At 33.7% G+C, this 25,561-nt stretch carries 26 protein-coding genes; 17 read left to right on the top strand and 9 right to left on the bottom strand.

Annotated features, from left to right (window positions below; genetic code table 11):
- The first annotated feature begins 59 nt into the window (after nucleotides 1-59).
- Nucleotides 60-1,985 (top strand): metallophosphoesterase family protein, encoded by a 1,926-nt coding sequence (locus tag BM289_RS16490; protein WP_091495542.1) that lies wholly within the window; start codon nucleotides 60-62, stop codon nucleotides 1,983-1,985.
- Between the two features lie 312 nt (nucleotides 1,986-2,297).
- Nucleotides 2,298-2,666, top strand: coding sequence for a SpoIIAA family protein (locus BM289_RS16495; protein ID WP_091495544.1), 369 nt, complete (start codon nucleotides 2,298-2,300; stop codon nucleotides 2,664-2,666).
- 69 nt (nucleotides 2,667-2,735) lie between these two features.
- Here the strand turns inward: BM289_RS16495 and BM289_RS16500 are convergent, their stop codons facing one another.
- Genes BM289_RS16500 through BM289_RS16510 form a run of 3 tightly spaced genes read right to left on the bottom strand, consistent with a single transcriptional unit; the run spans nucleotide 2,736 to nucleotide 3,974 of the window.
- Entirely contained in the window at nucleotides 2,736-3,014 is a 279-nt protein-coding gene (locus tag BM289_RS16500; protein WP_244165392.1) for a PrgI family protein, read from the bottom strand.
- Nucleotides 3,015-3,049: 35 nt separating this feature from the next.
- Nucleotides 3,050-3,442 (bottom strand): hypothetical protein, encoded by a 393-nt coding sequence (locus tag BM289_RS16505; RefSeq protein ID WP_091495546.1) that lies wholly within the window; start codon nucleotides 3,440-3,442, stop codon nucleotides 3,050-3,052.
- A 28-nt stretch (nucleotides 3,443-3,470) separates the two neighbouring features.
- Nucleotides 3,471-3,974 (bottom strand): hypothetical protein, encoded by a 504-nt coding sequence (locus tag BM289_RS16510; protein ID WP_091495548.1) that lies wholly within the window; start codon nucleotides 3,972-3,974, stop codon nucleotides 3,471-3,473.
- 419 nt (nucleotides 3,975-4,393) lie between these two features.
- Here BM289_RS16510 and tnpA point away from each other — a divergent pair, with 419 nt between their 5' ends.
- Nucleotides 4,394-4,855, top strand: a complete 462-nt coding sequence (gene tnpA, locus BM289_RS16515; protein WP_091495550.1) for an IS200/IS605 family transposase — start codon at nucleotides 4,394-4,396, stop codon at nucleotides 4,853-4,855.
- A gap of 202 nt (nucleotides 4,856-5,057) precedes the next feature.
- Here tnpA and BM289_RS16520 read toward each other — a convergent pair whose 3' ends face one another.
- Nucleotides 5,058-5,975, bottom strand: a complete 918-nt coding sequence (locus BM289_RS16520) for a DsbA family protein (protein ID WP_091495552.1) — start codon at nucleotides 5,973-5,975, stop codon at nucleotides 5,058-5,060.
- 296 nt (nucleotides 5,976-6,271) lie between these two features.
- On the opposite strand from BM289_RS16520, the gene BM289_RS16525 reads away from it, so the two are divergent.
- The 10 genes from BM289_RS16525 to BM289_RS16570 all read left to right on the top strand — a co-directional run bounded on the left by BM289_RS16525 (nucleotide 6,272) and on the right by BM289_RS16570 (nucleotide 13,028).
- A complete protein-coding gene (locus BM289_RS16525) occupies nucleotides 6,272-6,973 on the top strand; it encodes a hypothetical protein (protein ID WP_091495554.1) in 702 nt (233 codons plus the stop codon).
- Between the two features lie 15 nt (nucleotides 6,974-6,988).
- Nucleotides 6,989-7,519: an SMI1/KNR4 family protein gene (locus tag BM289_RS16530; protein ID WP_091495556.1), complete on the top strand. Its 531-nt coding sequence runs from the start codon at nucleotides 6,989-6,991 to the stop codon at nucleotides 7,517-7,519.
- Between the two features lie 43 nt (nucleotides 7,520-7,562).
- The gene (locus BM289_RS16535; protein ID WP_091495558.1) at nucleotides 7,563-8,285 is read left to right on the top strand and encodes a DUF1963 domain-containing protein; all 723 of its coding nucleotides are present in this window, start codon (nucleotides 7,563-7,565) and stop codon (nucleotides 8,283-8,285) included.
- Between the two features lie 6 nt (nucleotides 8,286-8,291).
- Nucleotides 8,292-9,230, top strand: coding sequence for a hypothetical protein (locus BM289_RS16540; RefSeq protein WP_091495560.1), 939 nt, complete (start codon nucleotides 8,292-8,294; stop codon nucleotides 9,228-9,230).
- 14 nt (nucleotides 9,231-9,244) lie between these two features.
- Entirely contained in the window at nucleotides 9,245-9,997 is a 753-nt protein-coding gene (locus BM289_RS16545) for a DKNYY domain-containing protein (RefSeq protein WP_091495562.1), read from the top strand.
- Nucleotides 9,998-10,001: 4 nt separating this feature from the next.
- A complete protein-coding gene (locus BM289_RS16550; RefSeq protein ID WP_091495803.1) occupies nucleotides 10,002-10,589 on the top strand; it encodes a hypothetical protein in 588 nt (195 codons plus the stop codon).
- Between the two features lie 11 nt (nucleotides 10,590-10,600).
- Complete coding sequence (locus tag BM289_RS16555) at nucleotides 10,601-10,918, top strand: aminoacyl-tRNA hydrolase (protein ID WP_091495564.1); 318 nt, start codon at nucleotides 10,601-10,603, stop codon at nucleotides 10,916-10,918.
- Nucleotides 10,918-11,568 (top strand): Imm19 family immunity protein, encoded by a 651-nt coding sequence (locus BM289_RS16560; RefSeq protein ID WP_091495566.1) that lies wholly within the window; start codon nucleotides 10,918-10,920, stop codon nucleotides 11,566-11,568. The genes BM289_RS16555 and BM289_RS16560 overlap by 1 nt, the downstream gene beginning before the upstream one ends.
- Nucleotides 11,569-11,925: 357 nt before the next feature.
- The gene (locus tag BM289_RS16565) at nucleotides 11,926-12,402 is read left to right on the top strand and encodes a TlpA family protein disulfide reductase (protein WP_091495568.1); all 477 of its coding nucleotides are present in this window, start codon (nucleotides 11,926-11,928) and stop codon (nucleotides 12,400-12,402) included.
- Between the two features lie 11 nt (nucleotides 12,403-12,413).
- Nucleotides 12,414-13,028: a thioredoxin family protein gene (locus BM289_RS16570; protein WP_091495570.1), complete on the top strand. Its 615-nt coding sequence runs from the start codon at nucleotides 12,414-12,416 to the stop codon at nucleotides 13,026-13,028.
- 255 nt (nucleotides 13,029-13,283) lie between these two features.
- Here the strand turns inward: BM289_RS16570 and BM289_RS16575 are convergent, their stop codons facing one another.
- From BM289_RS16575 to BM289_RS16590, 4 genes are all read right to left on the bottom strand, one after another.
- Nucleotides 13,284-14,510, bottom strand: a complete 1,227-nt coding sequence (locus BM289_RS16575; protein ID WP_091495571.1) for a PQQ-dependent sugar dehydrogenase — start codon at nucleotides 14,508-14,510, stop codon at nucleotides 13,284-13,286.
- 344 nt (nucleotides 14,511-14,854) lie between these two features.
- On the bottom strand, nucleotides 14,855-15,148 hold the full coding sequence (locus BM289_RS16580; RefSeq protein WP_091495573.1) for a DUF3861 domain-containing protein: 294 nt from the start codon (nucleotides 15,146-15,148) through the stop codon (nucleotides 14,855-14,857).
- Nucleotides 15,149-15,167: 19 nt separating this feature from the next.
- The gene (locus BM289_RS16585; RefSeq protein WP_091495575.1) at nucleotides 15,168-15,902 is read right to left on the bottom strand and encodes a LytR/AlgR family response regulator transcription factor; all 735 of its coding nucleotides are present in this window, start codon (nucleotides 15,900-15,902) and stop codon (nucleotides 15,168-15,170) included.
- Entirely contained in the window at nucleotides 15,899-16,948 is a 1,050-nt protein-coding gene (locus tag BM289_RS16590; RefSeq protein ID WP_091495577.1) for a sensor histidine kinase, read from the bottom strand. The genes BM289_RS16585 and BM289_RS16590 overlap by 4 nt, the downstream gene beginning before the upstream one ends.
- A 264-nt stretch (nucleotides 16,949-17,212) precedes the next feature.
- On the opposite strand from BM289_RS16590, the gene BM289_RS16595 reads away from it, so the two are divergent.
- The 4 genes from BM289_RS16595 to BM289_RS16610 all read left to right on the top strand — a co-directional run bounded on the left by BM289_RS16595 (nucleotide 17,213) and on the right by BM289_RS16610 (nucleotide 23,798).
- Entirely contained in the window at nucleotides 17,213-18,367 is a 1,155-nt protein-coding gene (locus tag BM289_RS16595) for an efflux RND transporter periplasmic adaptor subunit (RefSeq protein ID WP_091495579.1), read from the top strand.
- A 5-nt stretch (nucleotides 18,368-18,372) separates the two neighbouring features.
- Nucleotides 18,373-21,552, top strand: coding sequence for an efflux RND transporter permease subunit (locus BM289_RS16600; RefSeq protein WP_091495581.1), 3,180 nt, complete (start codon nucleotides 18,373-18,375; stop codon nucleotides 21,550-21,552).
- An 18-nt stretch (nucleotides 21,553-21,570) separates the two neighbouring features.
- Nucleotides 21,571-22,977 (top strand): efflux transporter outer membrane subunit, encoded by a 1,407-nt coding sequence (locus tag BM289_RS16605; protein WP_091495584.1) that lies wholly within the window; start codon nucleotides 21,571-21,573, stop codon nucleotides 22,975-22,977.
- 347 nt (nucleotides 22,978-23,324) lie between these two features.
- Nucleotides 23,325-23,798, top strand: coding sequence for a hypothetical protein (locus BM289_RS16610; protein WP_091495586.1), 474 nt, complete (start codon nucleotides 23,325-23,327; stop codon nucleotides 23,796-23,798).
- A 369-nt stretch (nucleotides 23,799-24,167) separates the two neighbouring features.
- On the opposite strand, the gene fucP is transcribed toward BM289_RS16610, so the two are convergent.
- Entirely contained in the window at nucleotides 24,168-25,472 is a 1,305-nt protein-coding gene (gene fucP / locus BM289_RS16615; protein WP_091495588.1) for an L-fucose:H+ symporter permease, read from the bottom strand.
- Between the last annotated feature and the right edge of the window lie 89 nt (nucleotides 25,473-25,561).

The raw sequence follows: 25,561 nt of genomic DNA on the forward strand, positions 1-25,561 counted from the left end.
GCTTATTAAAAGTGCCAAAGCTTCTAATAAGTCCCCATTTTATTAAAGTTAAAAAACCTATGAATTCAAAATACATTTCAGTTTATATACTATCCTTTTTTATTTTTTTCAATTTTTGCATTTCGGCACAAAAAAAACAAAACTTAACCGGAACCCAAATTGCCTTTTTATCCGATGTTCATCTTCAGGATTTATTTGGAGGTTTCTCAGATTCAGATTATAAAGGCGTTTTAAATCCAAAAACGGGACAATATGCGTTAGTACGCACAATGTCTTCTCAGCTTCATTCTACACGAATTTTTAATGAAAACTACTTTGCTTTTTTAGCAGCGCTCGAAGATATCGCCAAGCGAAAAATTAAATATGTAGCACTTCCCGGAGATTATACAGATGACGGCCAGCCAATTCACGTTCGCGGTTTGGCAAAAATTTTAGATGAATATCAAAAAAAATACGGAATAGAATTCTTTATTACTACAGGAAATCACGACCCAGTTGGACCATTTGCACAAGAATCCGGTAAAGAAGATTTCTTAGGAAAAGAAGGTAAAAGTCAGCCCATTTATAGCAAAGACGGCATCTATAAGCCCAATCTACAAATTGAACAGCCTGTTGTCATAACAGCCGATATTGCTAAAATGGGTTATTTAGGAATTACAGATAATTTGAAAAACTTCGGTTTTCATCCAAACAAAAATTATAAATTCTGGGCAACTCCATTTTCTAACTATACAAGCGAGAATTATTCGTTTGAGAAGTCATTAGAAAGTTCAAAATTATTTAACCGAATGTATGAAGTAACACCTGGTTATCAAGTTCCAGATGTGAGTTATGTGGTGGAACCAATTGACGGACTTTGGTTAATGGCAATTGACGGAAACGTTTATATTCCGAAAAAAATGAATGGTGATCCAAAAGATTCAAATAGTTATTCTGAAGCCAGTACGGGGTATAATAATGTACTTTCAAACAAAAAACATCTCATTAAATGGGTTTCAGCCATTTCGGCACAGGCCAAAAAACAAGGAAAAACTTTAGTAGCCTTTAGCCATTTTCCAATGATTGATTTTAACGATGATGCTTCCGCAGAAATAAAAGAACTGCTTGGGCCAAATAAATGGCAGTTAAACCGAGTTCCAGTTGAAGAAGTAGCACAGGTTTTTGCCGATGCTGGTTTAAAGATTCACTTTGGTGGTCATATGCATATAAATGATACGGGAGTTAGAACAACTCAAAAAGGAAATACTTTAGTGAATATTCAAACGCCATCGCTTGCTGCATATATTCCGGCCTATAAATTATTGACCTTAAAGAAAGATAATGTTGTCGATATTCAAACCATTACAATTGATAATGTTCCGAGATACGATGAATTATTTGATTTATATAAGATGGAATATCAGTTTTTAGAAAGTCAGAACTCCAAAGATATTTGGAATATCGATATTTTGAAGACTAAAAATTATCATGATTTTACCGATTTTCATTTGAAGGAATTGGTGCGTCTTCGTTTTCTAAAAGACGATTGGCCTGTTACTTTCAAGGATTTTATTCTGAATGTTTCAGCAAAAGATTTACTGGTTTTAGCAAATGTACAATCTGATTACGATTTTGATTTTATCTTGAACAATAAAAGTCAGTTTGAGAAAGAATGGAAAGAAGCAGATACAAAATCAGAGCAAATTTTGGTTCAAAACAAAATTAAAAAAGAAGATTTTAATTGGACAGGAAACGACCTTTTAATTGATTTTTATCGTTTTAGAAGCGCCGATGAATTAGCATTTGCTGATGTGTCAGAAGAGAGAGTGGCATCTTATAAAGTTTTATCAAAGCTGTTTTTAGATTCTAAAGATGATGTTTCAAAACATTTGCAAAAGCAGATGAAATTGTTCTTTAGTATCTTCAATAAATTTATGCATGAAGTTCCTGCGGATCATTTTACAGTTGATCTTCATACTGGTGAGATTAACCGCAAAGAGCGCTAAGATTTTGCGCAAAGCACGCAAAGAATTTTTTAAGTTGAATTTTATAAATAAAAAAGTTCGCAAAGCTTTATCTATAAAGCTTTGCGAACTTTTGCTTTTATGTAACACAATCCTAGATAAAAAACCTTGCGTGCTTTGCGCAAAATCTTAGCGTACTTTGCGGTAAAAAACTTTTAAGTAACTCGAAATAATATAATAAACGAATAGTTAAATATAATTTCTATGTGGTTGATAATAAGTATATTTGAGTATGAATTAAACATTTTTTGAAATCTAAAACAAACTTCATTAAATAACTCAAAAGTACTGAATATGATACATCAAATTGACACTACCGATAATGTTGTAGCCTTTAGAGCTTTGGCAGAAGTAACAAAAGACGATTTTTTAACAGCAGTAGTTCCTGCTGTTGAGCATCTAGTAAAGCAGATAAACGAAATTAATTTTCTACTAGTATTAGATACCGATATTCAGAATTTCACCGCAGGAGCCTGGCTTCAGGACGCACTTCTTGGATTGGAACATCTTGGAAAATGGAATAGGGCAGCAATTGTAACAGATACCGATGAAATCATATCTTTTACAAATGGATTCAGTTTTATTATTCCAGGTGAATTTCGAGGATACAAAAGAGTAGAATTCAATAAAGCATTGAACTGGGTTGAAGGAAATATTTCTTAAGTTTATATAAAAAGAGAAAAGAGCGCTACACAGCGCTCTTTTCTCTTTTTATATAATTTGATTCGTGTATTAATGATTATATTCGATACCGCTGGTTGATTTAGCATCGATTTTTTCTTTCGTTACCTGACTGTATTTTTTATAACATGCAGAAGCTAAAATCGGCAAGGCAATACTTCCTACAACTGCACTGGCTTTTGGATGTCCTGTTTTTTTTAGAACTGCCGAAGCGACAAGAGCACCAACACCTGCAAAGACCATTTGTTTTACAGAAAGATTAAGAGATTTACTTGGTTCTGGAGTGATTCCATGCAATAATGGGTCTATGAAATTTAAATTGTCCATCATGTTAATTTATTTAGTTATTACTTATTTTTTTAAAATTATTGTTTATCGATTTCAGTTTCACTCTCGATTTTTTCGATTTCCACCTTTTCTTTTTTAATGGCTTGACGCAGTAAAGCAAAAAGACTCATGTAAACATTTGCTACAAAAACCAGAGAAAACCCTGCCAAAATATAGCCTCTCCAATCATTTAACAAAAGTTTATAATCACAAAGAATCAAGAACGCAATTGTGACATAATGACTGAAGCAATATTCGCAGGTTAAAAGATAGAAAAATTTTCTGGATAGTAAAAATCTGTCATTTTTAGAACGTCTGACACAAAACTCATGAGGTTCTCTAAAAATTTCTTCATGTGTCACGGTCCAGCTAATACACGCTATCGGTATTGCCAGTATAAAAAGCCAAATGATTTGTGTTACAATTTCCATAATAATCTATTTCACAGGTGAGTAAAAATTACTCTCTTGGATGATTTTCAGGATAATGTTCAGCATCAAAATCATTCAATTCTTCATCTTTATCCAAATCTCGTTCTTTTTCTTCATCATTTTCCTGATTTAAATCAGTTGCAGTATCATTTTCATCATCACTATGATGATTTACTTCGTCATCATTTGTAATAAGCCCATCTTCATTGATGATTCTTTCCTGATTTGGAATATTTTCTGCTCTTATACTTTCATTTTGATGAGTATCGTTGGAAGCATTTCTTCCGTCGTCAATAAATTCCTCCTGATACTGATATTGGTCATAATCCTCCTCGTAAATCGCGTTTTCATTTTCGACAGGAGTATTTTGATCCATAATATCAGGATCTTGTTCTCCGTAGTTATCTTCGTTTCTGTTTTGAAATAAATTTTGCTCATCATAAAAAGAATCAGCCTGATAATCTACGGGAGTATTTTGGTCTATAAAATCAGGATCGTATTGACCATAATTTTCGTTATTTAGATTTTTCATAATTTCTTTTTTTAATGTTTATCTTGATTTGAAAAATGCCTGTTTTACAAAGTTAATTTGGCAATTGCCAAAATGTATTACAGAAATATATTTGGTATTTCTATAATTTTCAGTTGGTTACCGTTATGTGTTTTTTAAATACTAAAATCGTAAAATATTAAAACGTAATTGAGATTGTCAAAAACGTCCCTACAGGACGAAACAAAATGGCGATTAACATTGAGTTCTACCGATGAGATGTTCCTAGCGGAACATTTTTCACATGTTAATGACATTGGGTTCTGCTACTGGAACATTTTCATTTTGGCTTAAAATGACATTTTAATGTCTTCTGGAAGACATATGAATTATTGATTTTTTTGAATTTTATAGCAAATGTTAAAAAAATGTTCCGCTAGGAACATCTCATCGGTAGACCTATGGCAAATACGTACACACAATTGCATATACAATTTGTTTTCGCAGTAAAATATAGAAAAGCATTAATTGCACCAGAATGGAAAGATAAATTACATAAATATATTACAGGTATAATTCAGTCACATCAGCACAAAATGTTGTGTATAAATAGCATGCCAGATCATATTCATATATTTATTGGAATGAGACCAACACAATCTATTTCGTCTCTTATGCAAAATGTAAAATCAGAAACCACAAAATGGATTAAAGAGCAAAATTTATGTGTAAATTTTGCATGGCAGGAAGGATATGGAGCATTTTCGTATTCAAGAAGCCATGTTCCAAATGTTATTCGATACATAGAAAATCAGGAACAGCATCATAATAAAGAAACATTTTTAGAAGAATATCAAAGACAATTAAGAGCTTTTGAAATAGAATATGATAATCGATATATTTTTAAAGAGCCAATTCAATAAATAATTAGAATATCTAAGTGATGAATTTGCAATAAGACATTCCAAGAAAAATATTTTTCGCCAAAAAAATCATGTTCCGCTAGGAACATCTCATCGGTAGAAAAAAATGATGTTGCATTTAATGTTTCGTCCCGTAGGGACGTCTGATGTCATTTTAAATATAATCAATCAAACGCTCCTACGGAACGAAATTTACAGAATGTTATTTTACAGAATAGAGAGAACCATTCTTTATGGTTTTCTTGTTTAATTTTCCTTTACTGTATAATTCTTCTAGAATAATTGTAGCATCCTTAACAGAAGTATCCTGAATAACTGCATATTCCTTTGGAGCTAAAGTTGAATAAACTTCGAAAATCGATAAGGTATTTTTAGAAATGAATTTTTCTTTTCTAGCTTCAGGATATAAAGCCAATAAAGCATTTTCATAAGCAGAATAAGGTTTAGCCCCATAAACCGTTAATTGATTGCTATTTCCATCAGAAAAAAATAAGGTAGGAAACCCTCTGACGCCAAGTGATTTCGCCAGTTTTAAATCTTCTTCAAAAAGCTTTTTAGCATCGCCTTCATAATCTTTTTTTAGCTTTTCAGAATCAAGACCGGCAAGTTTTGCAGATTCGGCTATGTTTTCCCATTTGGCAATATTCTTTTTTTCCAGATATAATTTCTCACGAAGGATTCGCATAAATTTTACTGCTTTTTCTTTACTCTGAATTTGCGCCGATTTCATAGCAATACAAGAAGGATAAGAAGAATCCAATGGATCTTCCAGCCAAACATCGCCGTCAATTGGCATTTCGTAATATAAACTGGCTTCATCCCAATGATGTGCAACGTCAGATGGTTTACTGATTCCTCCGCTGTTGTAACTCCAGTCTGGTAATAATCCGCCCATTCGGTAATCAATTTCGAAATAATCGCCATATTCCAGTTTTAGTTTTCGAAGCTGAGGTTCGATTCCCCAACAGGAAGAACAGATAGGATCAGTATAATAGATAATTTTTACAGGTTTATTTTCAGATTTAATGGCAATATTTTCATTTGATGTTTCGCCAACAGGCATTTCACAGGTTCCGCTTACAGGATCACATAAAAGCGGATTTGTTTTGTTTTCGTTCATTTTAGAATGCGTTTGAGATTGACAGCTTACACTGCAAATCAAGATTAAGAATAGCGAAAGTACTTTCATATAACTGTTTCTAATTTTCGCTTAGGTTTAAAAATTAACTTCCAAACAAAGTTCGTCAGTAATTAATCACAAGTCAATTAGTCAAAAAAATGTGACTAGAAAAAAGAGTTTCAATTTTAAGTAATTGTCATTTTTTTCTAAAAATCAGTTTTATCAATCATAAAGTAATTGCAATCTTACAAGGAATTACGTATTTTCACGTTTCAATAAAAATTTACAAAGCCAAAATGAACTATATTCAAAAGATTAAACGCCTTTATAACCTTTCCGAAAATGAAAACTACGGATTTTCAGAAGCCGAAATTCTTGAACTTGAAAAGGATTTAGAAAGTGCTCTTCCAGCAAAACTTAAAGAATACTATCTGGAATTAGGAAAAGAAGAGAACCTGAATTATGCCTATAATCGATTGCTTAAACCTGAAAACGAAATTGGATTTTCTGATGATAACTTTTTAGTTATTTATGAAGAAAATCAGAATGTTGCGATTTGGGGAATCAAAAAGGAAGAATTAAAACTGGATAACCCGCCGGTTTACGGAAATTATGATACAATCGAGAAATCGGAATGGGAAATTGAAACACAAACTACAGAAGATTTCTTTTTATTTATGGGAGTTTACAATGGAACTTTAGGCGGTTTACAATACAACGGAAATTACATTGGTGACATTGATGCTGAAATAGTAAAACTAGTTGAGGGAAAATGGACTTTCGTGCCCGAAATCAGCAGAGACAATCAAAAAGTATATACAGACGATTTTTATGATGTAATCAGTTTATCTTTTGATAAGGATAATAATTGCACGGCTTCTTTTATTGGAAGTAGCGATCAAGAGCGTTTTGATGCTATTTTGGATATTATAGATATTGATTGGTCTTATCTTTCGTATGATGATGAGGATTATGATGAAGAAGACGAAGAGTATTAATTTAAAAAAGAAAAGATGTTTACAATTCTGTCTATTCAAAACATAAAAGAAAAGCTTATAATAAATAAACAATCAATTAAAAACTTTCCAAAATCGGTTTCTTTTCCTTTTGCTGAATTATATAAAGATATTGTCACTCAGATCAAAACCGTTGAAATTTCATCAGAATGTATTTTGTTTGACAGCGTTGAATCCTTCAATCAAACAAAAGAGTTTTCAAATCCCGATTATTGGTCTGAAAATTCAAAAGAGACAATAAAAAACTTCTGGTTTTTTGCTCAAAACGGACAAGGCGATTTTTGGTTGTTTGACAATGAAAACAAGGTTTATTTCTACGATCACAATCAGGAAGAAATGTGTACTCAAAACTTTACTGATTTAGGATTGAATTTTGAGAAATGGCTTCAATTCGCTTATTTCAATAAACAACTGGATGAAATCTACGAAACAGAAGATGAAATCAGCGAGGAATTAAAGACAGAATACAAACAAAGATTAGAGGAAATTAGTGGTCTTTTATTGGAAAAGCATCCTTTTGAAATTTAAAAATTAATTAAAAATGTTCCGCTAGGGACATCTCATAGATAGTATGAAAAACGAAACATTTGACATCATTGAATTACGTCCGGCAACAAAACATTATTATGGAGACAGTGTAGAAGTAGCTGCTATTTTACTTGAAGATGGATTATTGGTAAAAGCCAGTACAATTGATATTCCGCTTGGACATTCGCGTTATGGAGGACCAATTGCTGATCTTCCAAAAGGTTTTCCATATCCGGATGATTTGCGTTTTGCAGGTCAGTTGGATTTAAAGCAGATTGCACCGCATGATAAATCGGGACTTTTACCGAAAACAGGACATTTATTCTTTTTTGCGGATATTATAGAAGATAAAGGACTTGTAGCTTATGCTGATATTGACAACAGCGAATTGGAGAGAGTGGTAAAAGACCATGACGATAATTTTTTTGAAGGTGTATTAATTAAAGAAGCCTTTGCTAATAAAGAAAAATTATCAAGCCGTTACCGTCAGCCTGAAGACGAAGATGAAGAAGAATATACAAATGAAGAAGGTGTATTATGGGATTATTTTGCAGGAAGCGAAACTTCTAAAATATTCGGAATCTTTACACATTGTCAATGGCAGGAAGAGCAAATTCTGGAAGTTGTTAATTCAGATAAAATAGTGCTTTTCCAAATAGGAGAAAACGGTTTTAATGACGAAGGTGTTTTCAGCGTTTTAATTGATAAAAATGATTTGAAGAGTTTGAATTTTAATAACTGTGAATTTCATTGGGGACAATCGTAAATAAAAATGAAAAAACAATATTTAATAATTAGGTTCTTGCTGTTTATTTCTGTAATTCAGTTATATGCTTGCGAGAATAAAAAACAGCCAATCGCAACTGAGAAAGGAATGTTATTTACTTTAAAATATGAAAATCAGGATTGTTCGTACGAGATATTGGTAAATGATGTGCCTGTAATTTCCTTTTTTGGATTAGGAAGTGGATTTTCTTTAAAAAAAGAAATTAATCAGTATATTCTAAAACCAGGAAAGCAGGATATTACGATAAGGATTTATCCGCAAAAGAAAACAGAAACTTCTTTTGAAGATCTAATAAGCAAATCGGCTAAAATAAAGGTTATTGTAAAGAAGAATAAGGAACCATTATCGATGCTGGATTTAGCAGAAGCAAGAGATAAAGGAATACAAACCGAATGGGAAATTTTAACTTTTGAAACTCCAGTAATAGAAAAGAGAGTTCCTTATGTAGAATTTAAAACGTCTTTTAATGTAATGGATAAAGACATCAGCTGGAAAATAAAAGGTTGGAAGGAAAGCAAAGATTTAAGAAATGATCCTGATTTAAGAAAACAAGTTGATACTTTTTATGAGAATTTCAAAAAGGTTTTGGTTACCAAAAATCAGCAGGCTTATTTGGGGCTGTTAAAGAATAGTATTCATGAAGAAGCTTTATCTAAACCCTGGTTCGGATTGGATTATGAAAAAGATTTGTCGAATGTGATGTTGGAATATGCCAATGAAGAACGAAATTTTATTTATCCTTGTCAGAATGCCGAAATGAAGTTTTACGGAAATGGCAGAATTGTGACTTTAGTCTGCAAAAATATGTCCACTTTTGGTTATTCTCCCTTGATTTCAAAAACAGCTAAGAATGCACTGCCTAAAGCGCATGTTATTTATCTGCATAAGCCTAAAAATTCAAACGAACTGGAAATAATCAGATAAAATAAAGATTTAAAATGGTTAAAGATTTAGGACATGGTTATAAAATCATAGACAACAAATTTATTCTTCGTTATGATAGTGAAGTGTTTAAAAAGTTTTATAAGGTTATAGATTTTGAAACATTCAAAATTATAGCAACAAATGCTGAGTTAGATGATGATGGTTTTGCTTCAACGGTTTACTTTGAAGATAAAAATCATATTTATATCGAAAGTGCTTTTACAAGTTTCTCTATTTTAGAAGATGCCAAACCAGAGGATTTCAAAGTAATTGATATTCAAAAAGGATACACTTTTTCAGACGGAAATTATTATCGTCACAATGATAAAATGCCTTTTGATTTGAGCAAAGCAAATCATCTAAATGATTATCATATTCAGGTTGAAGATCAATTATACTTTGGAGATGTAAAGCTGATCGAAAATGTAGATTTGGATTCCTTTACGATTCCGCATCCGGATTTAATTCAGAATTTGGCAATGGATAAAAATCACGTTTTCTTTAAAGGGGAAATAATTCCGAAAGCTGACAGGAAAACATTTAAAATTCTGGATAGTTGTTTAGACGGAACCTATTATTTGGAATGCGATAATGCTTTTTATGCCAAAGACAGTAAATATGCCTATTTTATTAGAACAATCAGTAATGAAGTAAAAGTAATAAAATCCAAAAGCCTAAATGATTTTCATTTTAAAGTGATTGACGAAAGAGGATATGCTTTTGATAAAGAGTATCGTTATTATATGGGAAAAAGAACAAAACTTTAATAAGATGTCAGTATATAAATTTGATGAAGTACTAAATGATCTGATGGATTATTTTATTCTGGGAGATCCTGATTATCTGCTTCAATACAAAATTGAAAATAATTTACCCGATGACCTTCTTACCGAATTTACCACAGAGGAAACTGGTGATCAAGTTGTAGAAGAAGGTGTAATCGTACCCATGATAGGAGTTGAAAATTATCCATATACTGTTTATTTTAACTTATCAGAAGATATTCCGGAGTTACTAAAATCAGGAAATGAAGTACAGCATCAGCGTGATGGATATTGTTTAAAGGTAGTTAACGGAAAAATTTATCTTTATACAATTCCGTATTTAAGAGATTTTACAGAAACCAAAGTTGGATTATTAAAGAAATATAAACATGCTGTAATCGAACTCCCAAACGGTTGGTATTCCGTAACTATATTGGCGGGATTAACCAGACAGCAAATGGAAATCAAAACAGTTTCGGGAGAAATAAAACAAATAGAAGAAATGGAACCTACATTTGAGTTTGTTCTAAAACCAACTGTTGAAAAACCAGATTACTCCGCAGATTTTACTTATCCGTTTAAAGTTGAAGCATAAAAAGAAGCAATATGAAAATGTATATTTTAATTAAAGAGGATACTCCAGATAAATTGGTTCCTGTGATCACCGCACATGCTTCTTTAGCTTGCTTTAGGAAGTTTGAACACAATGAGAATATGCAAAAATGGATTAATGGAATATTTAAAAAAGTGGTATGTGTAGTTTCTGAGAAAGAATTTGAAAATGCAAAAATGGAATCAGAAAACATTGTATTGACAGAATCTTCATTAGAAAACAAAGAAGTTTGTATCGCTTTTGTACCCAGAGATGAATATTCTAAAATGTTTAAGTTTTTTAGAATGTGGACACCACAAGATAATTTGTAATGATGAATAGACAGATAGCGATAGAAGATATTAAACAAAACTCCTTTTTCTGGAAATTTTATTTCTGCTGGTCAAGAGGATACGACAATCAAAAAGAAATAAACATCGATGAGGTTCTGGAAGTGGTGGAAACAGACGAATCCAAAGCGTATGAATGGGAAAGATCATTTTTGAATGAAGAAGATATAGAAGAAAACCCGAGATATATTGCAGAAAAAATCAACGATAATCTAAATTATGCGATTGAATTTCAGGAATATGAAATCAATTTTTTTCTCAATGATATTTATATTGGAAATCTGGGTGGACATTTTGAAGCGTGGTTTTTTACTTTAAAAGAATTATTAGCCTTTGAAAAATATCCAGAATTATTTCTTCTTTTTCTACCACTGACAGGGATTGTTGAAAATGAAAAATCGGTTTTAAAACCGTTTATAGTAAAACATTTTAATTCAATTCCAAAATTCGAATCGCATTCTGAATATATAGCCGATTGTATTTTAAACGGTTTGGTTATAGAATCCGGATTTTTAGAAATAGAAGGAGTTGGCATAACAAATAATCAAAATCATAGTGTAAGAAATGTTGAAGTTTATGAACGTTATAAAGAAAGTATAATCGAACTAAACAAGCTATTGGTAAATATATAAAATGTACCGAACTTACGGCTCTCTTTTGCTGTACGATTTCTTGACGCTGGATTAAAATCCAGCGCTAAAAAATACGGTCAAACCGATGGTTCTTTTTATATTATGTTTGAATACGATTTTTTCCAAATACAAAATCCGGAATTCCGTAGGAATGTTCCATTTTGTAGCAACGGATTTTAATCCGTTGAAAAATATAGACAAAGATCATAAAGTTCCATAGGAACGAAACATATAAAATGAACTTTGTGTCTTAGTGTCTTTGTGGCAAAAACAAACTCATTAAATTTTCATTAACAAAAAGTAAGATTTCATTAGTTTATATTTGTAAGGCTCAAATTAATCCTAAAGTGTTTTTTTATGAAAATCAAATCAGTTCTCTATATATTTTTATTGAGTATTTTTTCCGTTTCGGCATATAGTCAGAAAGTTAAATTGATGAATATAGATCAGTTGAATGAGAGAATCAAAAACGGAAAAGACAGCACTTATGTCGTCAATTTCTGGGCAACATGGTGCGCGCCGTGCATAAAAGAATTACCCCATTTTGAAAAATTAAGTGCCGAATATAAATCAGAGAAACTGGCTGTATTATTAGTGAGTCTGGATTTTAAATCCAAATTAGAGTCGAATGTTATTCCGTTTGTAAAAAGAAAAAATCTGAAAAACGAAGTATTTCTTTTAAACGAAAGCAGTCCGCAGGAATTCATTGACCGAATTGATCCAAGCTGGTCAGGAAGTATTCCGGCAACACTTTTTATTAAAGGCGATAAGCGAAAATTTGTAGAAAGTGAATTTACCTATGAACAATTATTAACTGAGTATAAAAAACTATAAATTCCTAACCCATGAAAAAAATAATCTTATTATTCGCATTAGCGTTTTCTGCTTTTCTTTCGCAGGCGCAAACAGGAGCAACTCTTAAAGCAGGAGATAAAGCACCCGATTTTAAATTAAAAAACGTTGACAACAAAGAAGTATCTTTTGGAAGTTTCAAAGATGCAAAAGGTTACATTGTTGTTTTTACTTGTAATACCTGTCCGTATGCAATTGGATACGAACAGAGGATTATCGATTTAGATAAAAAATTCAAACCGCAGGGATATCCTGTAATCGCTATTAATCCAAACGATCCAGAAGCTTCCACAGCTGATACTTTTGCAAAAATGCAGGATTTAGCAAAAGAGAAGAAATATCCTTTCCCATACTTATTTGACCCAGGACAAAAAATTACAGATGAATATGGAGCAAAACGTACACCACATGTTTTCATTATTTCTAAAACTTCAAAAGGAAACGTAGTAGAATATGTTGGAGCAATTGACAACGATCCAGAAGGAAATAAAGCCGATAAAGTTAAATATGCTGAAGATGTAATTGCTTCACTAAAAAGCGGACAAAAACCAGCTATTACTCAAACAAAAGAAATTGGCTGTACAGTAAAAAGAAAAGCAAAAGCTTAATTGTTTTGTTTCAGGTTTCTATGCTTTGTGTTTTTCTTACCGCAAAGTACGCAAGGTTTTTTGAAATGGAAAATCTATAGAAAACGCAAAGTTCGCAAAGCTTTGTGTAAAAACTTTGCGAACTTTGCGTTTATGTATAGATATAGTATAGCAACTTGAAACCTGAAACTTGAAACAAAAAAAACAAAATTTTAAAAATACGAAACGCCCCTTAATTGGGGCGTTTTTGGCTGATATAATGAACAAGTTTGCTTTCTATTTTTTATCAATTTTGTAAAGTCTTCCTTGATCGGTAACGGCGTATAATGCTTCATCTTTTCCTTGTGTAATATCTCTGAATCGTTGGCCTTCTCCAGCCAATAATCGTTCTTCTCCGGCTACTTTATTGTCTTTAAAAGCTAAACGTACAATATGCATGCCACTTAATGCACCTATGAATAAATTGTTTTCCCATTCCGGAATTCGTTTTCCAGAATAAAATGTCATTCCACTAGGAGAAACAACAGGATCCCAGTAATAGACCGGCTGTTCCATTCCTTCTTTTTGTGTTATTCCCTCTCCAATTTTTTCACCGCCATATTCAATTCCGTAAGTAATCGTTGGCCAGCCGTAATTGGCTCCGGCTTTAATTCGGTTAATTTCATCACCACCTCTTGGACCGTGTTCACTTTGCCATAATTCACCAGTTGTTGGATGAATGGCCAATCCCTGAGGATTTCTGTGTCCAATAGTGTATAATTCTGGTAAAGCACCAGTTCCAGTAAATGTTGGATTTCCTGTTGCAGCTTGCCCATTAGTGGTAATACGAACAACTTTTCCCAAACTGCTGTTTACTGCTTGAGCTAAAGGACGCGTCTCTAAAACAGATCTTTCACCAATACTCACAAATAAATTCCCAGTTTTATCAAATACAACACGGCTTCCGTAATGTAATGTGCTCGCATTTGGAGTATTAGAACGATAAATTACCGTTACATTTTCGACAGCAGTTTCATTATTAGAAAGTCTGCCTTTAGCAACAGCGGTAATATTACCACCGGCAACGGCTTCAGAAAACGTCCAGTAAATCATTCTGTTGGTTTCAAATGCAGGGTCAATACAAATTCCTAGTAAACCTCCTTGATTGGCTGGATTTACGGCTGGAATTCCCGTAAGAGCATTTCCAACAACTCCGGCTTGTGTAACGATTTTCATGCTTCCACCTTTTTCAGTAACCAAAAGACGTCCGTCAGGAAGATAAGCAACGCCCCAAGGAGCGCTTAGACCGCTGGTGATAACTTTAGATTCGTATTCGGTTGTAGTTTGAATGCTTCCTGCACGTGTTTGTCCTGAAAATGCTGGCTGATAAGAAGTGTTAGCCGTTCCGGTTTCTACTGGTGGCCCTGTTGGTCCAACATTTGTATTGTCATCATTATCATTGCTGGAACAGCTTCCTAAGACTAAAACCCCAGCAAGAAGTAAAATACTTTTTTGAATTATCATAATGCTTTCATTTTAATGGTTAAAAAATAAATTATGCATTATCGAACATTTCGAAAGAGAAGATTATTTTTAGAAATTCTTTAAAGAATGAAATGGTCAGTTTCAAAAGAAAATCTTTTATATTTTCAATTAAGAATGCCTAAATGCTTTAAATGAAGCAAAAGAATTTCAAAAACAGAAATTAAACTTCTTCTGGAAAAGCATTTAGTGGGACATGCTTAATTGAAACGGGAATTTGTAAGGGATTATTGCCAATAAGAATTGGATTATTTATTTCTTATCTAAAATTTAACATCTGAATTTTAAAAGGCAATATTGATGAGGTCTTGTTTTTAAAGGGATTTTTAAAGACTTTTTAGTTTTTTCATAAAGACCGGAAAAACTTCATTTAATTCGTCAAAAAGTGGGTTTTTGCGATTTTTAATTTTGATTTCACTGAATAATTTTAATCCAATTGCAAACTGAACCGCTTCTGAATCGTCAGCAAAAATGTTCTTTTCTCTGATTTTGTCAATGATCCCAAAAATTTCATCATGATTATCAAATTCGATTCCCAATTCTTTTGCAGGCTCAGTTTCGCCGTTTGCATATTGCTTAAGACTTAAGGTCAAGTAATATTTGTTTGATCTTTTTTCCATAATTATTATAATTCTAATTTTATTTAAGCCATTTATCAACCATTGATTTAAAGGCTTCTTTATATTGTTCGCCAACCGTAATTTCTATCTTATCGATAAAAATGGAGTTTTTACTGATGGCACTGATTTTATCTAATGAAATGATGAAAGAACGATGTACACGCATGAATTTTGCTGATGGAAGTTTTTCTTCTAAAGCTTTAAGGGATATAAGTGAGAGTACAGCTTTCTGCGAATCTTCAAGATGTACTTTTACATAATCTTTCAAACTTTCGATGTAACAAATGTCCTTTAATGAAATACGAACCCATTGGTATTCGACTTTTAAAAAGATAAATTCATCATCGGCAGCAATATTTTGGAATGCATTATTATTGGCTTCTTCATGCAATTGCAACACTTTATTGGCCGCACGTAGAAATTCTTCATAACTAAAAGGCTTTAAAAGATAATCTACAGCATTCACTCGATAACCTTCAATAGCATAATGATTATAAGCTGTTGTAAAAACGATTTTTGGCAATGGACCAGCTTGATCTTGTAAAAGTCTTGCGAGTTCCATTCCTGTCAAATTAGGCATATTAATATCCAAGAAAACGACATCTGGTTTTTCTTCTTTAATAATGCCCATTGCATCTACAGCATTGTCACAGGTCGTAATCAATTTTAAAAATGGCGTCTGCTGAATAAACGTTTCTACCAATTTTAAAGCTAATGGTTCATCATCTACTGCTATACATCTTAATACGGTCATTGCTCTAAAGTTATTTTCAATTTAATTTTATAAGTTCCATCTGGAGTAACACCAAAGGTCATAAAATGATGATTTGGATAAATCAGATGTAATCTTCTTTTGGTATTGGTTAAACCAATGCCGCCTTCATCCGGTACAGAAGCCTTTTCGAAGAAAGTATTTTCAACTTCAAATTCTAAATCGGTTCCGTTTTGTACAAGTTTAATGTGTATTTCGCTTTTATCAGTGGCATGAACACCATGTTTAAATGCATTTTCTACTAAAGGTAATAATAACATTGGCACAATTGGATAATCCTGAATTTTTTCAGGAATTTCAGTTGTAATAGTCAATTTGCTGTTGGCACGCAGTTTCATTAAAGCAATAAAATCTTTTAGAAATTCAACTTCTTTTAATAAAGTCGTTCTTTCGCCTTCAGTACTGTAAAGTAGATAGCGCATCATACGACTTAAGGTATGAAGTGCATTTCTGGAATCTTCAATATCTGTATAAGTCAGAGAATAAATGCTATTTAAGGAATTAAAGAAAAAATGCGGATTGATCTGTGCTTTAAGCATGGCCAATTCCGCCATTGTTTTGTCCTGCTCTAATTTCTGTTTGTGCTGTGCGGCTTTCTGCCAATATTGTAACATCGCCCAACTTGTACTGATTCCTAAAACCAGCAAAGTGAGTGTTAAAACGTAATTGTCAAAATAAGGATTTCGGTATTTTTTAAAACCTAAAATCAAACTGATTTTATTGTGAAGATCGGTCTGTGAGGTATAAAAATAAGCAATAAGCTGCATGGCAAAAATGATGACCAAAGCCCAAATCATAAAAGGAGAAATATTGTCTTTAAAGATGGTTTTGGGAACAATGATTCTAGCATTCGAATAAAAAATAATCATTAACAAGAACAATATAATAATCTGCCAGAGCCAGAATGCGCCTGGAAGAAGTACATTCCATGTTAATGGCATGTAAAACAACATGATAAAGCCTAATAATACCCAGCTAAGAATATGCAATCCGGTAAATAAATAGGGTCTAAAAATATTTGGTGTCATTACAAATTATGATTTTATGGCAATATTACATTTTATTTGAATACCATTTTTTGGCAATCGCCCAATAGGGATTTAGAGTCTCTAAAAAGCGTTTCAGAGCCGATAAGACAAAAATTAAACACTTGTTTAATATTTAAAAAAAGTCCATCGGTTCTAAGGTTGCCTTTATCGATTGTCTTTCACTCTTCGTCTATTTGAAAATTTTCGTTTGTTATATTTTAGTTCTTTTGTTGTCATATAATCGATAATCACACATTTTTCACAATGAATAAGCAATCATTTTTAAGTATTCTCGCAGCAGCATTTATTATCGCATCTTGTGGTAAAAATGACAAGTCGGCTCAGGCTGGTGGAGCACCGCAGATAAAAGAGTATAAGACTGTGACATTACAGCCGGAATCTGCTACATTAAACAGCGATTTTCCTGCTAGTATTCAGGGACAGCAAAACATAGAGATTCGTCCAAGAGTTGAAGGTTATATTGATAAAATTTTTGTAGACGAAGGTGCTGTAGTAAAAGCAGGACAGCCTTTGTTTAAAATCAGTGCTCCAGAATATGAGCAGCAAGTTCGTACAGCAACTGCAAGTATTAAAAGTGCTCAGGCAGATTTAAGTGCAGCAAAACTGGCTGTAAATAAAGTAAAACCTTTAGTAGAAAAAGGAATCATTAGTAAATACGATTTAGAATCGGCTCAATATACTTATGAGTCGGCTTTGGCAGCTTTGGCACAGGCCAATGCAGCTTTGGTAAATGCGAAAGTTAATTTAGGTTATACTACTGTAACTAGTCCTGTTAATGGAGTTGTGGGTTCAATCCCATTTCGTTTAGGAAGTTTGGTAAGTTCAAATACTACAGAGCCTTTAACAACAGTTTCAAGTATCGGTAATGTGTACGCTTATTTTGCAATGAACGAAAAAACACTATTGAATTTCACTAAAGATTCAGGTGCTTCATTGAACCAAAAACTAAAAAGCATGCCAGCAGTTTCTTTATTGCTTTCAGATGGTTCTGCATACGATGAAAAAGGACATATTGAAACCGTAAACGGATTAATCAATACAGAGACAGGAACGGTAAACGTTAGAGCGCGTTTCCCAAATCCAAAAGGAATTATCAGAAGCGGAAGCAGTACTACAGTTCGTATTCCAAAAGAAGTAAAAGACGGAATTATTATTCCGCAGAGCGCAACATTTGAGCTTCAGGATAAAATGTTTGCCGTAGTTTTAGGAAAAGACGGTAAAACTAAAAATGCCAATATCACAGTACTTGAAAATACAGCAGGAAACTATTATGTGGTAACAAGCGGTTTACAAGCAGGTGACCAAATTGTATTAGAAGGTGTTGCTTCGCTAAAAGAAGGAACTGAAATTAAAGCCCAAAATCAAAGCCCGGAAACAGTTTACGCCGATTTAAAATAAAAGAAATGTTTAAAAAGTTTATACAAAGACCCGTACTCTCAACGGTAATATCTGTTATTATCGTTATTTTAGGTGTTTTAGGCCTAATAGAGTTACCGATTTCTCAATATCCGGATATTGCGCCGCCAACGGTAAACGTGGCAGCAAGTTATACCGGAGCCAACGCGGATGTGGTACTTAAAAGTATCGTAATTCCGTTGGAAGAACAAATTAATGGTGTAGAAAACATGACATACATGACTTCTACAGCAACAAACGACGGAAATGCTTCTATAAAAGTTTTCTTTAAAGTAGGAACGAATCCTGATTTAGCGGCGGTAAACGTGCAGAACAGGGTTTCCAGAGCAACAAGTTTATTACCTGTAGAGGTAACACAGGCTGGGGTTACTGTAACCAAAAGCCAGAGCAGTAACTTATTGATTTTCTCTTTATACAGTGATGATAAAGCTTACGATCAGACATTTCTTCAAAACTATGCAAAAATCAATCTTGTACCTCAGATTCAGCGTGTAGTTGGAGTAGGAGATGTAACCGTTTTTGGTGCAAAAGATTACTCTATGAGAATCTGGCTGAAACCAGATGTAATGCAGCAATACAAACTGATTCCGAGTGATATTTCGGCCGCTTTAGCTGAACAGAATATTGAAGCGGCGCCAGGTAAATTTGGTGAAAACGGAAATCAGGCGTTTCAATATGTAATTAAGTACAAAGGACGTTTAACATCAGCTAAAGAATTTGAGGAAATTATCATCAAATCGGTTGGGAATGGACAGATGTTACGACTTAAGGATGTCGCTAAAGTTGAGTTAGGATCTTTAAGTTATTCATCGACGATTAAAACAAACGGTGTAGAATCGGCGGCGATGGCAATCAGCCAGACTCCAGGATCAAATGCACGTGATGTAATCATCAATTCTAAAAAATTGATTGAAGAAGCAGCAAAGAGTTTTCCAAAGGGTATGAAATATACCATTATGGTGGATGTTAACGAAAACTTAGACGCTTCTATTGAGAAAGTGATTCACACTTTAGTTGAAGCATTTATTTTAGTTTTCATCGTAGTTTTTATTTTCCTTCAAGATTTTAGATCGACTTTAATTCCAGCTATTGCGGTTCCAGTTGCAATTGTGGGGACGTTCTTTTTCCTGAACCTATTCGGATTTACGATTAACTTATTGACGCTTTTTGCGATGGTACTCGCCATTGGTATTGTGGTCGATGATGCGATTGTCGTCGTTGAGGCCGTCCATGCCAAACTCGATGACGGATATAAATCGGCTAAAAAAGCTACTATTCATGCGATGGACGAAATTTCGGGAGCGATTATTTCGATTACATTAGTAATGGCGGCGGTATTTATTCCTGTAACATTTATTACTGGATCAACAGGGGTTTTCTACAAACAGTTTGGTATTACACTGGCTGTAGCGATTATTCTTTCTGCGGTAAACGCCTTGACTTTGAGTCCGGCATTATGTGCGCTTTTATTAAAACCACATGCTGACGATCACAAACATAAAAGCTTTTTACAGCGTTTTTATACTTCATTCAACGTTGCCTTTGATAATGTAACGCAGCGATACAAACGTTCCGTAAGTTTCCTTTCTGTTAAAAAATGGATTGCTTTGGCTTCTATTATCATTGCTGGTTTGGCATTGGTTTATATGATGAAAACTACGCCGTCTGCTTTCGTTCCTTCAGAAGATCAGGGAACTGTTTTTGCTAACATCAGCTTACCGCCATCAGCTTCTATGGAGCGTTCGGATATTATTGCCAAAAGAGTTGATAGTATTGCGAAAACTATTCCGGGAGTAAAAAATACGCTTCGTATCGTTGGACAGAACTTTACAGCTGGAGCAGGTAGTGCTTACAGTATGGTAATCGTGAAATTATATCCTTGGGATCAGCGTGATTTAAGTGTTGATGATGTGATCGGACAGCTTTTTGCTAAAACAAGCGGTATTCGTGAAGCAAGTATCTTCTTTATTTCGCCACCAACTATTCAAGGTTTTGGACAAAGTGGTGGATTCGAATTCCAATTACAGGATAAAGGAGGACATACTACTGCCGAGTTCTTTAAAGTAAATAATGAATTCTTGGCGAAGTTATCGGAGCGTCCAGAAATTCAGTACGCAACAACGCCTTTCAATCCTGGATTCCCTCAGTATATGATGGATATTAATTTAGCGAAAGCGAAGGATGCTGGAGTTTCTGTAAATACCATTCTATCAACTATGCAAGGTTATTATGGTGGATTGTATGCTTCCAACTTCAATAAGTTCGGAAAACAATACCGTGTAATGGTTCAGGCTTCTCCAGAGTTTAGAGCGAATACACAAGGATTGAATAAAATCTTTGTTCGTAACAGTGCTGGAAATATGGCACCAATTACAGAGTTTGTAAAAATGACAAGAGTTTTTGGACCAGAATCTATTTCGAGATTTAACTTATTTACGTCAATTTCGATTACGGGAGCACCAAAACCAGGTTATAGTTCTGGAGATGCGATTAAAGCAATCCAGGAAGTGGCAGCAGAAAATCTTCCAGCAGGTTATGGTTATGAATTCTCTGGATTAACGCGTGAGGAATTAGCTTCGGGAAGTGAAACGATATTCATTTTCGTATTATGTTTGGTATTCGTTTATTTCTTATTAAGCGCGCAGTACGAAAGTTATATTCTTCCTTTTGCAGTATTATTGTCAATTCCGTTTGGATTAGCTGGAGCTTATTTGTTCTCGATTATTTTCAAATTGAATAGTAATATTTATTTGCAGATTTCCTTAATCATGTTGATTGGACTTCTCGCCAAGAACGGTATTTTGATTGTCGAATTTGCTTTGGACAGAAGACGTAAAGGGTTGCCAGTTGTTCAAGCAGCAATTGAAGGAGCTGTAGCACGTTTACGTCCAATTTTGATGACTTCATTTGCCTTTATTTTGGGACTTGTTCCATTGATGTTTGCTTCTGGAGCGGGAGCTGTTGGTAACAAATCGATTGGTACAGGCGCAGTAGGAGGTATGTTGATTGGAACTATTTTGGGAGTATTTGTTATTCCGGTTCTGTTTATCATTTTCCAAAATTTACAAGAAAAAATAAGCGGGCCAGCAAAAGACGGTTATGACGATGATGATGATGATGATGATGATGATGACGAAATTCATGTATTAGAAGCTCACAAAGAGTAAAATTTAATTAAGAAAGAAATGACTAATAGTTCAAATAAATATATTCTAATGGTAATGACGGCCGCACTTTTAAGTGCGTGCTCCGTTACCAAGAAATACGAACGTCCCACAACTTTAAAAACAGACCAGCTGTATCGTGATCAATCTTCTACAGATTCGACTACGATTGCTACTATGCCTTGGCAGAGTGTTTTTAAAGATGAGAAATTGAACGCTTTAATTCAGAAAGGTTTAGATCAAAACCTGAATCTGAAAAATGCAATTGAAAATATTGTGCAAGCAAGAGCTTCTCTGCGTCAGAGCAAATTAGCTTATTACCCAACTTTACAATTGGACGCAAGCGCTACTCATAACAAGCAATCACAAGCGGGACTTAACTTTCCGGCAGGAATTAATATCAATACTTTAACCACAACCTATAAATTAGGGGCAAGTACCTCTTGGGAACTGGATGTTTGGGGTAAATTAAGCAGTTCCAAAAGAGCGGCTTTAGCAACTTATTTAGCAACTGATGCTGCAAAACAAGCCATTCAGACACAATTGATTGCAGATATTGCAAATAATTATTTTGCACTTCTGGCTTATGATAAATCACTTAAAATTACCCAGGCAACATTAGAAAGCCGTATTAAAAATGTAGAGACAATCAAAGCTTTAAAAGAAGGTGCTATTGTAACAGGAGCAGCAGTTGTTCAGAGTGAAGCCAATCAGCATGCGGCAGAAGTTTTGATTCCAGATTTGAAACAGAATATCCGTGAAACTGAAAATGCATTGAATATTTTGTTGGGACAAGCGCCAGGGCCAATTGACAGAGGAGAATTAGGAACTCAGATTATTCCTGAAAAAATCGCTTTAGGTATGCCAGCTCAATTATTAGAAAATCGTCCAGATGTTCGTCAGGCGGAGTTTAATTTTAGAGTTGCTTTTGAATCTACCAACTTGGCGAAAACTTATTTCTATCCAAGTTTAACGCTTACTGCTAGTACAGGTTTTTCTAATTTAGAATTGAAAGACTTTTTCAGCAATTCGATTTTTTATTCTATTATTGGAGGTTTGACACAGCCAATTTTTAATCAAGGATTGAATAAAATGAGATTGACAACAGCCCAGTCGCAACAATTACAAGCCTATAATAATTTCCAGCAAACTCTTTTAATAGCAGGTCAGGAAGTTTCTAATGCTTTGTATTCTTATGAAATGGCGGTTGAAAAAGAAGATTCAAGACAAAAACAAATTGAAGCTTTAGAGAAAGCAGTTGATTTCACACAACAGCTTTTGGAATATAGTTCAGCAACTAATTATACTGATGTATTGACTTCAGAACAAAATCTTTTGGCCGCTCAGTTAAGCGGGATCAATGATAATTTGCAGAAGTTACAAGCTGTGGTTAATTTATACAGAGCTTTAGGTGGAGGTTGGAAGTAAAAAAACTTTAATTTATTAAATCTTACCGTTTGTCGGAATAATTGCACCTTTCGTCTAATAAATTATTTATTATTATAGAATTGCATTTACCTTTGACACGGTTAAAAATTATAAAAATATACTTTTAAGTTCCCACGATCAAGATCATTTGATGATCACTTAATTTAAATAAAAACATGACTATAAAACGCCTCAGAAATGGGGCGTTTTTTTATTGAATGTATGTCGGCTGAAAAGTACTATTCGTCGATTACTTTCATGGTTCTGTATAATGAATGCGATATGTTTAAATATTGGCACTAATTTCGATTGCTATCTACTAAAATAAATATTTAAAACTAAAGATCATGAAAAAATTAGTATTCGCCTCAGTACTCTTTATGAGTGTTTTTTTCGCCCAAGCGCAAGTATCAATCAATGTAAATATTGGAACACCACCAAATTGGGGACCGCAAGGTTACGATGACAGCAGATATTATTACCTGCCAGATATCGATGTATATTATGATGTAAATCAAAGTGTATTTATCTACGACAATGGAGGTAAATGGATCCGTGAAAAAAGACTTCCTTCAAGATACAGAAACTATGATTTGTATTCAGGCTACAAAGTTGTTTTGACAGATTATAGAGGAGATTCACCTTATTATTATCATTCTAAACATATAAAATCTTATCCGAAAGGTTATGTTGGAAAACCTCAGAAAAACAGAGGCGAAAAACCAAAAGGAAACAACGGAAATCATTACGGAAAGGACAAAGGTAATAAAGGAAAAAACAACTCCAAAAACCACGATCACGGAAACGGCAAACACCGTTAATTCATAAAATGACTAAATGAAAACGCCTCCACTTTTGGAGGCGTTTTTTGGTTTTATAAAAAATAACATCATTATTTTATCATCATATATTTCAACATAGCCCGTTTCAACCAAGGGGATATAATTAGTAGCTAACATAAATTGCCTCCAGCTTTAGCTGGAGGTTAATAGATGTTGGATTTGTTGGCTTTAGCCAAACTAAGCGAAAAGTTTGGCTAAAGCCTTTTTATTTACAATAAACAAAAAACCTCCAGCTAAAGCTGGAGGCAATTGATATTTAAATATTTTTATTAAAAAATAAATTTGTGCTAATTAGTCTAATTCGTGGCTAAAAAAATCTTTTTAATCCAAATAATCTGTGGCTAAAAACTATTCCGAAACCGTTTTTACTTTATGACCAAAAGCTCCAAAAGAAAGAATAATTAAAAAGCAAACTAAAGGAATAATATATCCCGACTGAATATCATCATGATTCATATCAATCAAAGTTCCCATTCCGTAAGGAATAATAGCACCACCAACAATTGACATTACCAACCAAGAAGAACCGGTTTCAGTATTAGATTTTAAGCCTTTAATTCCTAAAGAGAAAATAGTTGGGAACATAATCGACATAAAAAATCCAATTCCGCCAAGAGCGTAAATGACTACGATTCCAGAACCGTAAATAGCAACCAAGCAAAGTAATGTACTCATTACGCAATAGATTGATAATAAAACATAATCTTTTACAAAACGTAAAAAGAAAGTCCCAATGAAGCGTCCTGCCATAAAAAGAAAACCGTAAACTCCTAAATAATATCCGGCTGTTTTTTCGTCTAATCCAGCGCCTTGCTGTGCAATACGAATAAAGAAACTTGTAATACAAACCTGTGCTCCAACATAGAAAAACTGAGCGATAACTCCCCAGCTTAAATGTCTGAATTTTAGAACAGAGAAAAATCCTGGTTTAATTTCAGCTTCAGCATGAGTTGCTTTCATTGAAGGCAATTGTACGAAATAGAAAATAATAGCAACTAAAACTAAAATACTTCCCAAAACGATATAAGGCATTTTTACAGAAGCTGCCTCGCCTAATAAATAAGCCGCTTTTTCAGCCTCAGGCATTGCAGCCATTTGTTCTGGCGTATGATTGGTTCCTGAAAGAATAAATAATGAACCAACAATAGGGGCAACCATTGCCGCTAATCCGTTGAATGAAGCCGCTAAATTTAATCTTTTAGAAGAAGACTCTGCAGGTCCTAGTATTGCTGCGTATGGATTTGCACTTGTTTCTAAGATTGTTAAACCACAACCAATTACAAATAGAGCAAATAAGAATAATTCGTAAGTTCTGCTATTAGCTGCTGGAACAAACAAAAATGCTCCTGCAGCAAAAACTAATAATCCCGTTATGATACTGTTTTTATAACCAAATCTTTTAATCAGCATTCCCGCAGGAATCGCCATTATAAAATAAGCAAAGAACACCGAAGTATCAATTAAAGTAGATTGACGATTATTCAATTCACACGCTTTTTTCAAGTGCGGAATCAAAACAGAATCTAAGTTGTGGGCCATTCCCCAAAGAAAGAATAGGCAGGTAACGAGAATAAAAGGCAAAAGGTACTGATTTCCTTTTCCGCCTTCTGTCGGCACTTCATGTTGATCGCCGGCTTGGTTTGTAATTTGCATGGTTTAGATAGTTTTTTGTTATTTTTTAGGTTCAAAGTGACAGAGAGACAAAGGCTCAAAGTTTTTTTTAACTCATGTCTCTTTGGTGT

It is taken from the genome of Flavobacterium phragmitis, assembly GCF_900112575.1.
GTDB lineage: Bacteria > Bacteroidota > Bacteroidia > Flavobacteriales > Flavobacteriaceae > Flavobacterium > Flavobacterium phragmitis.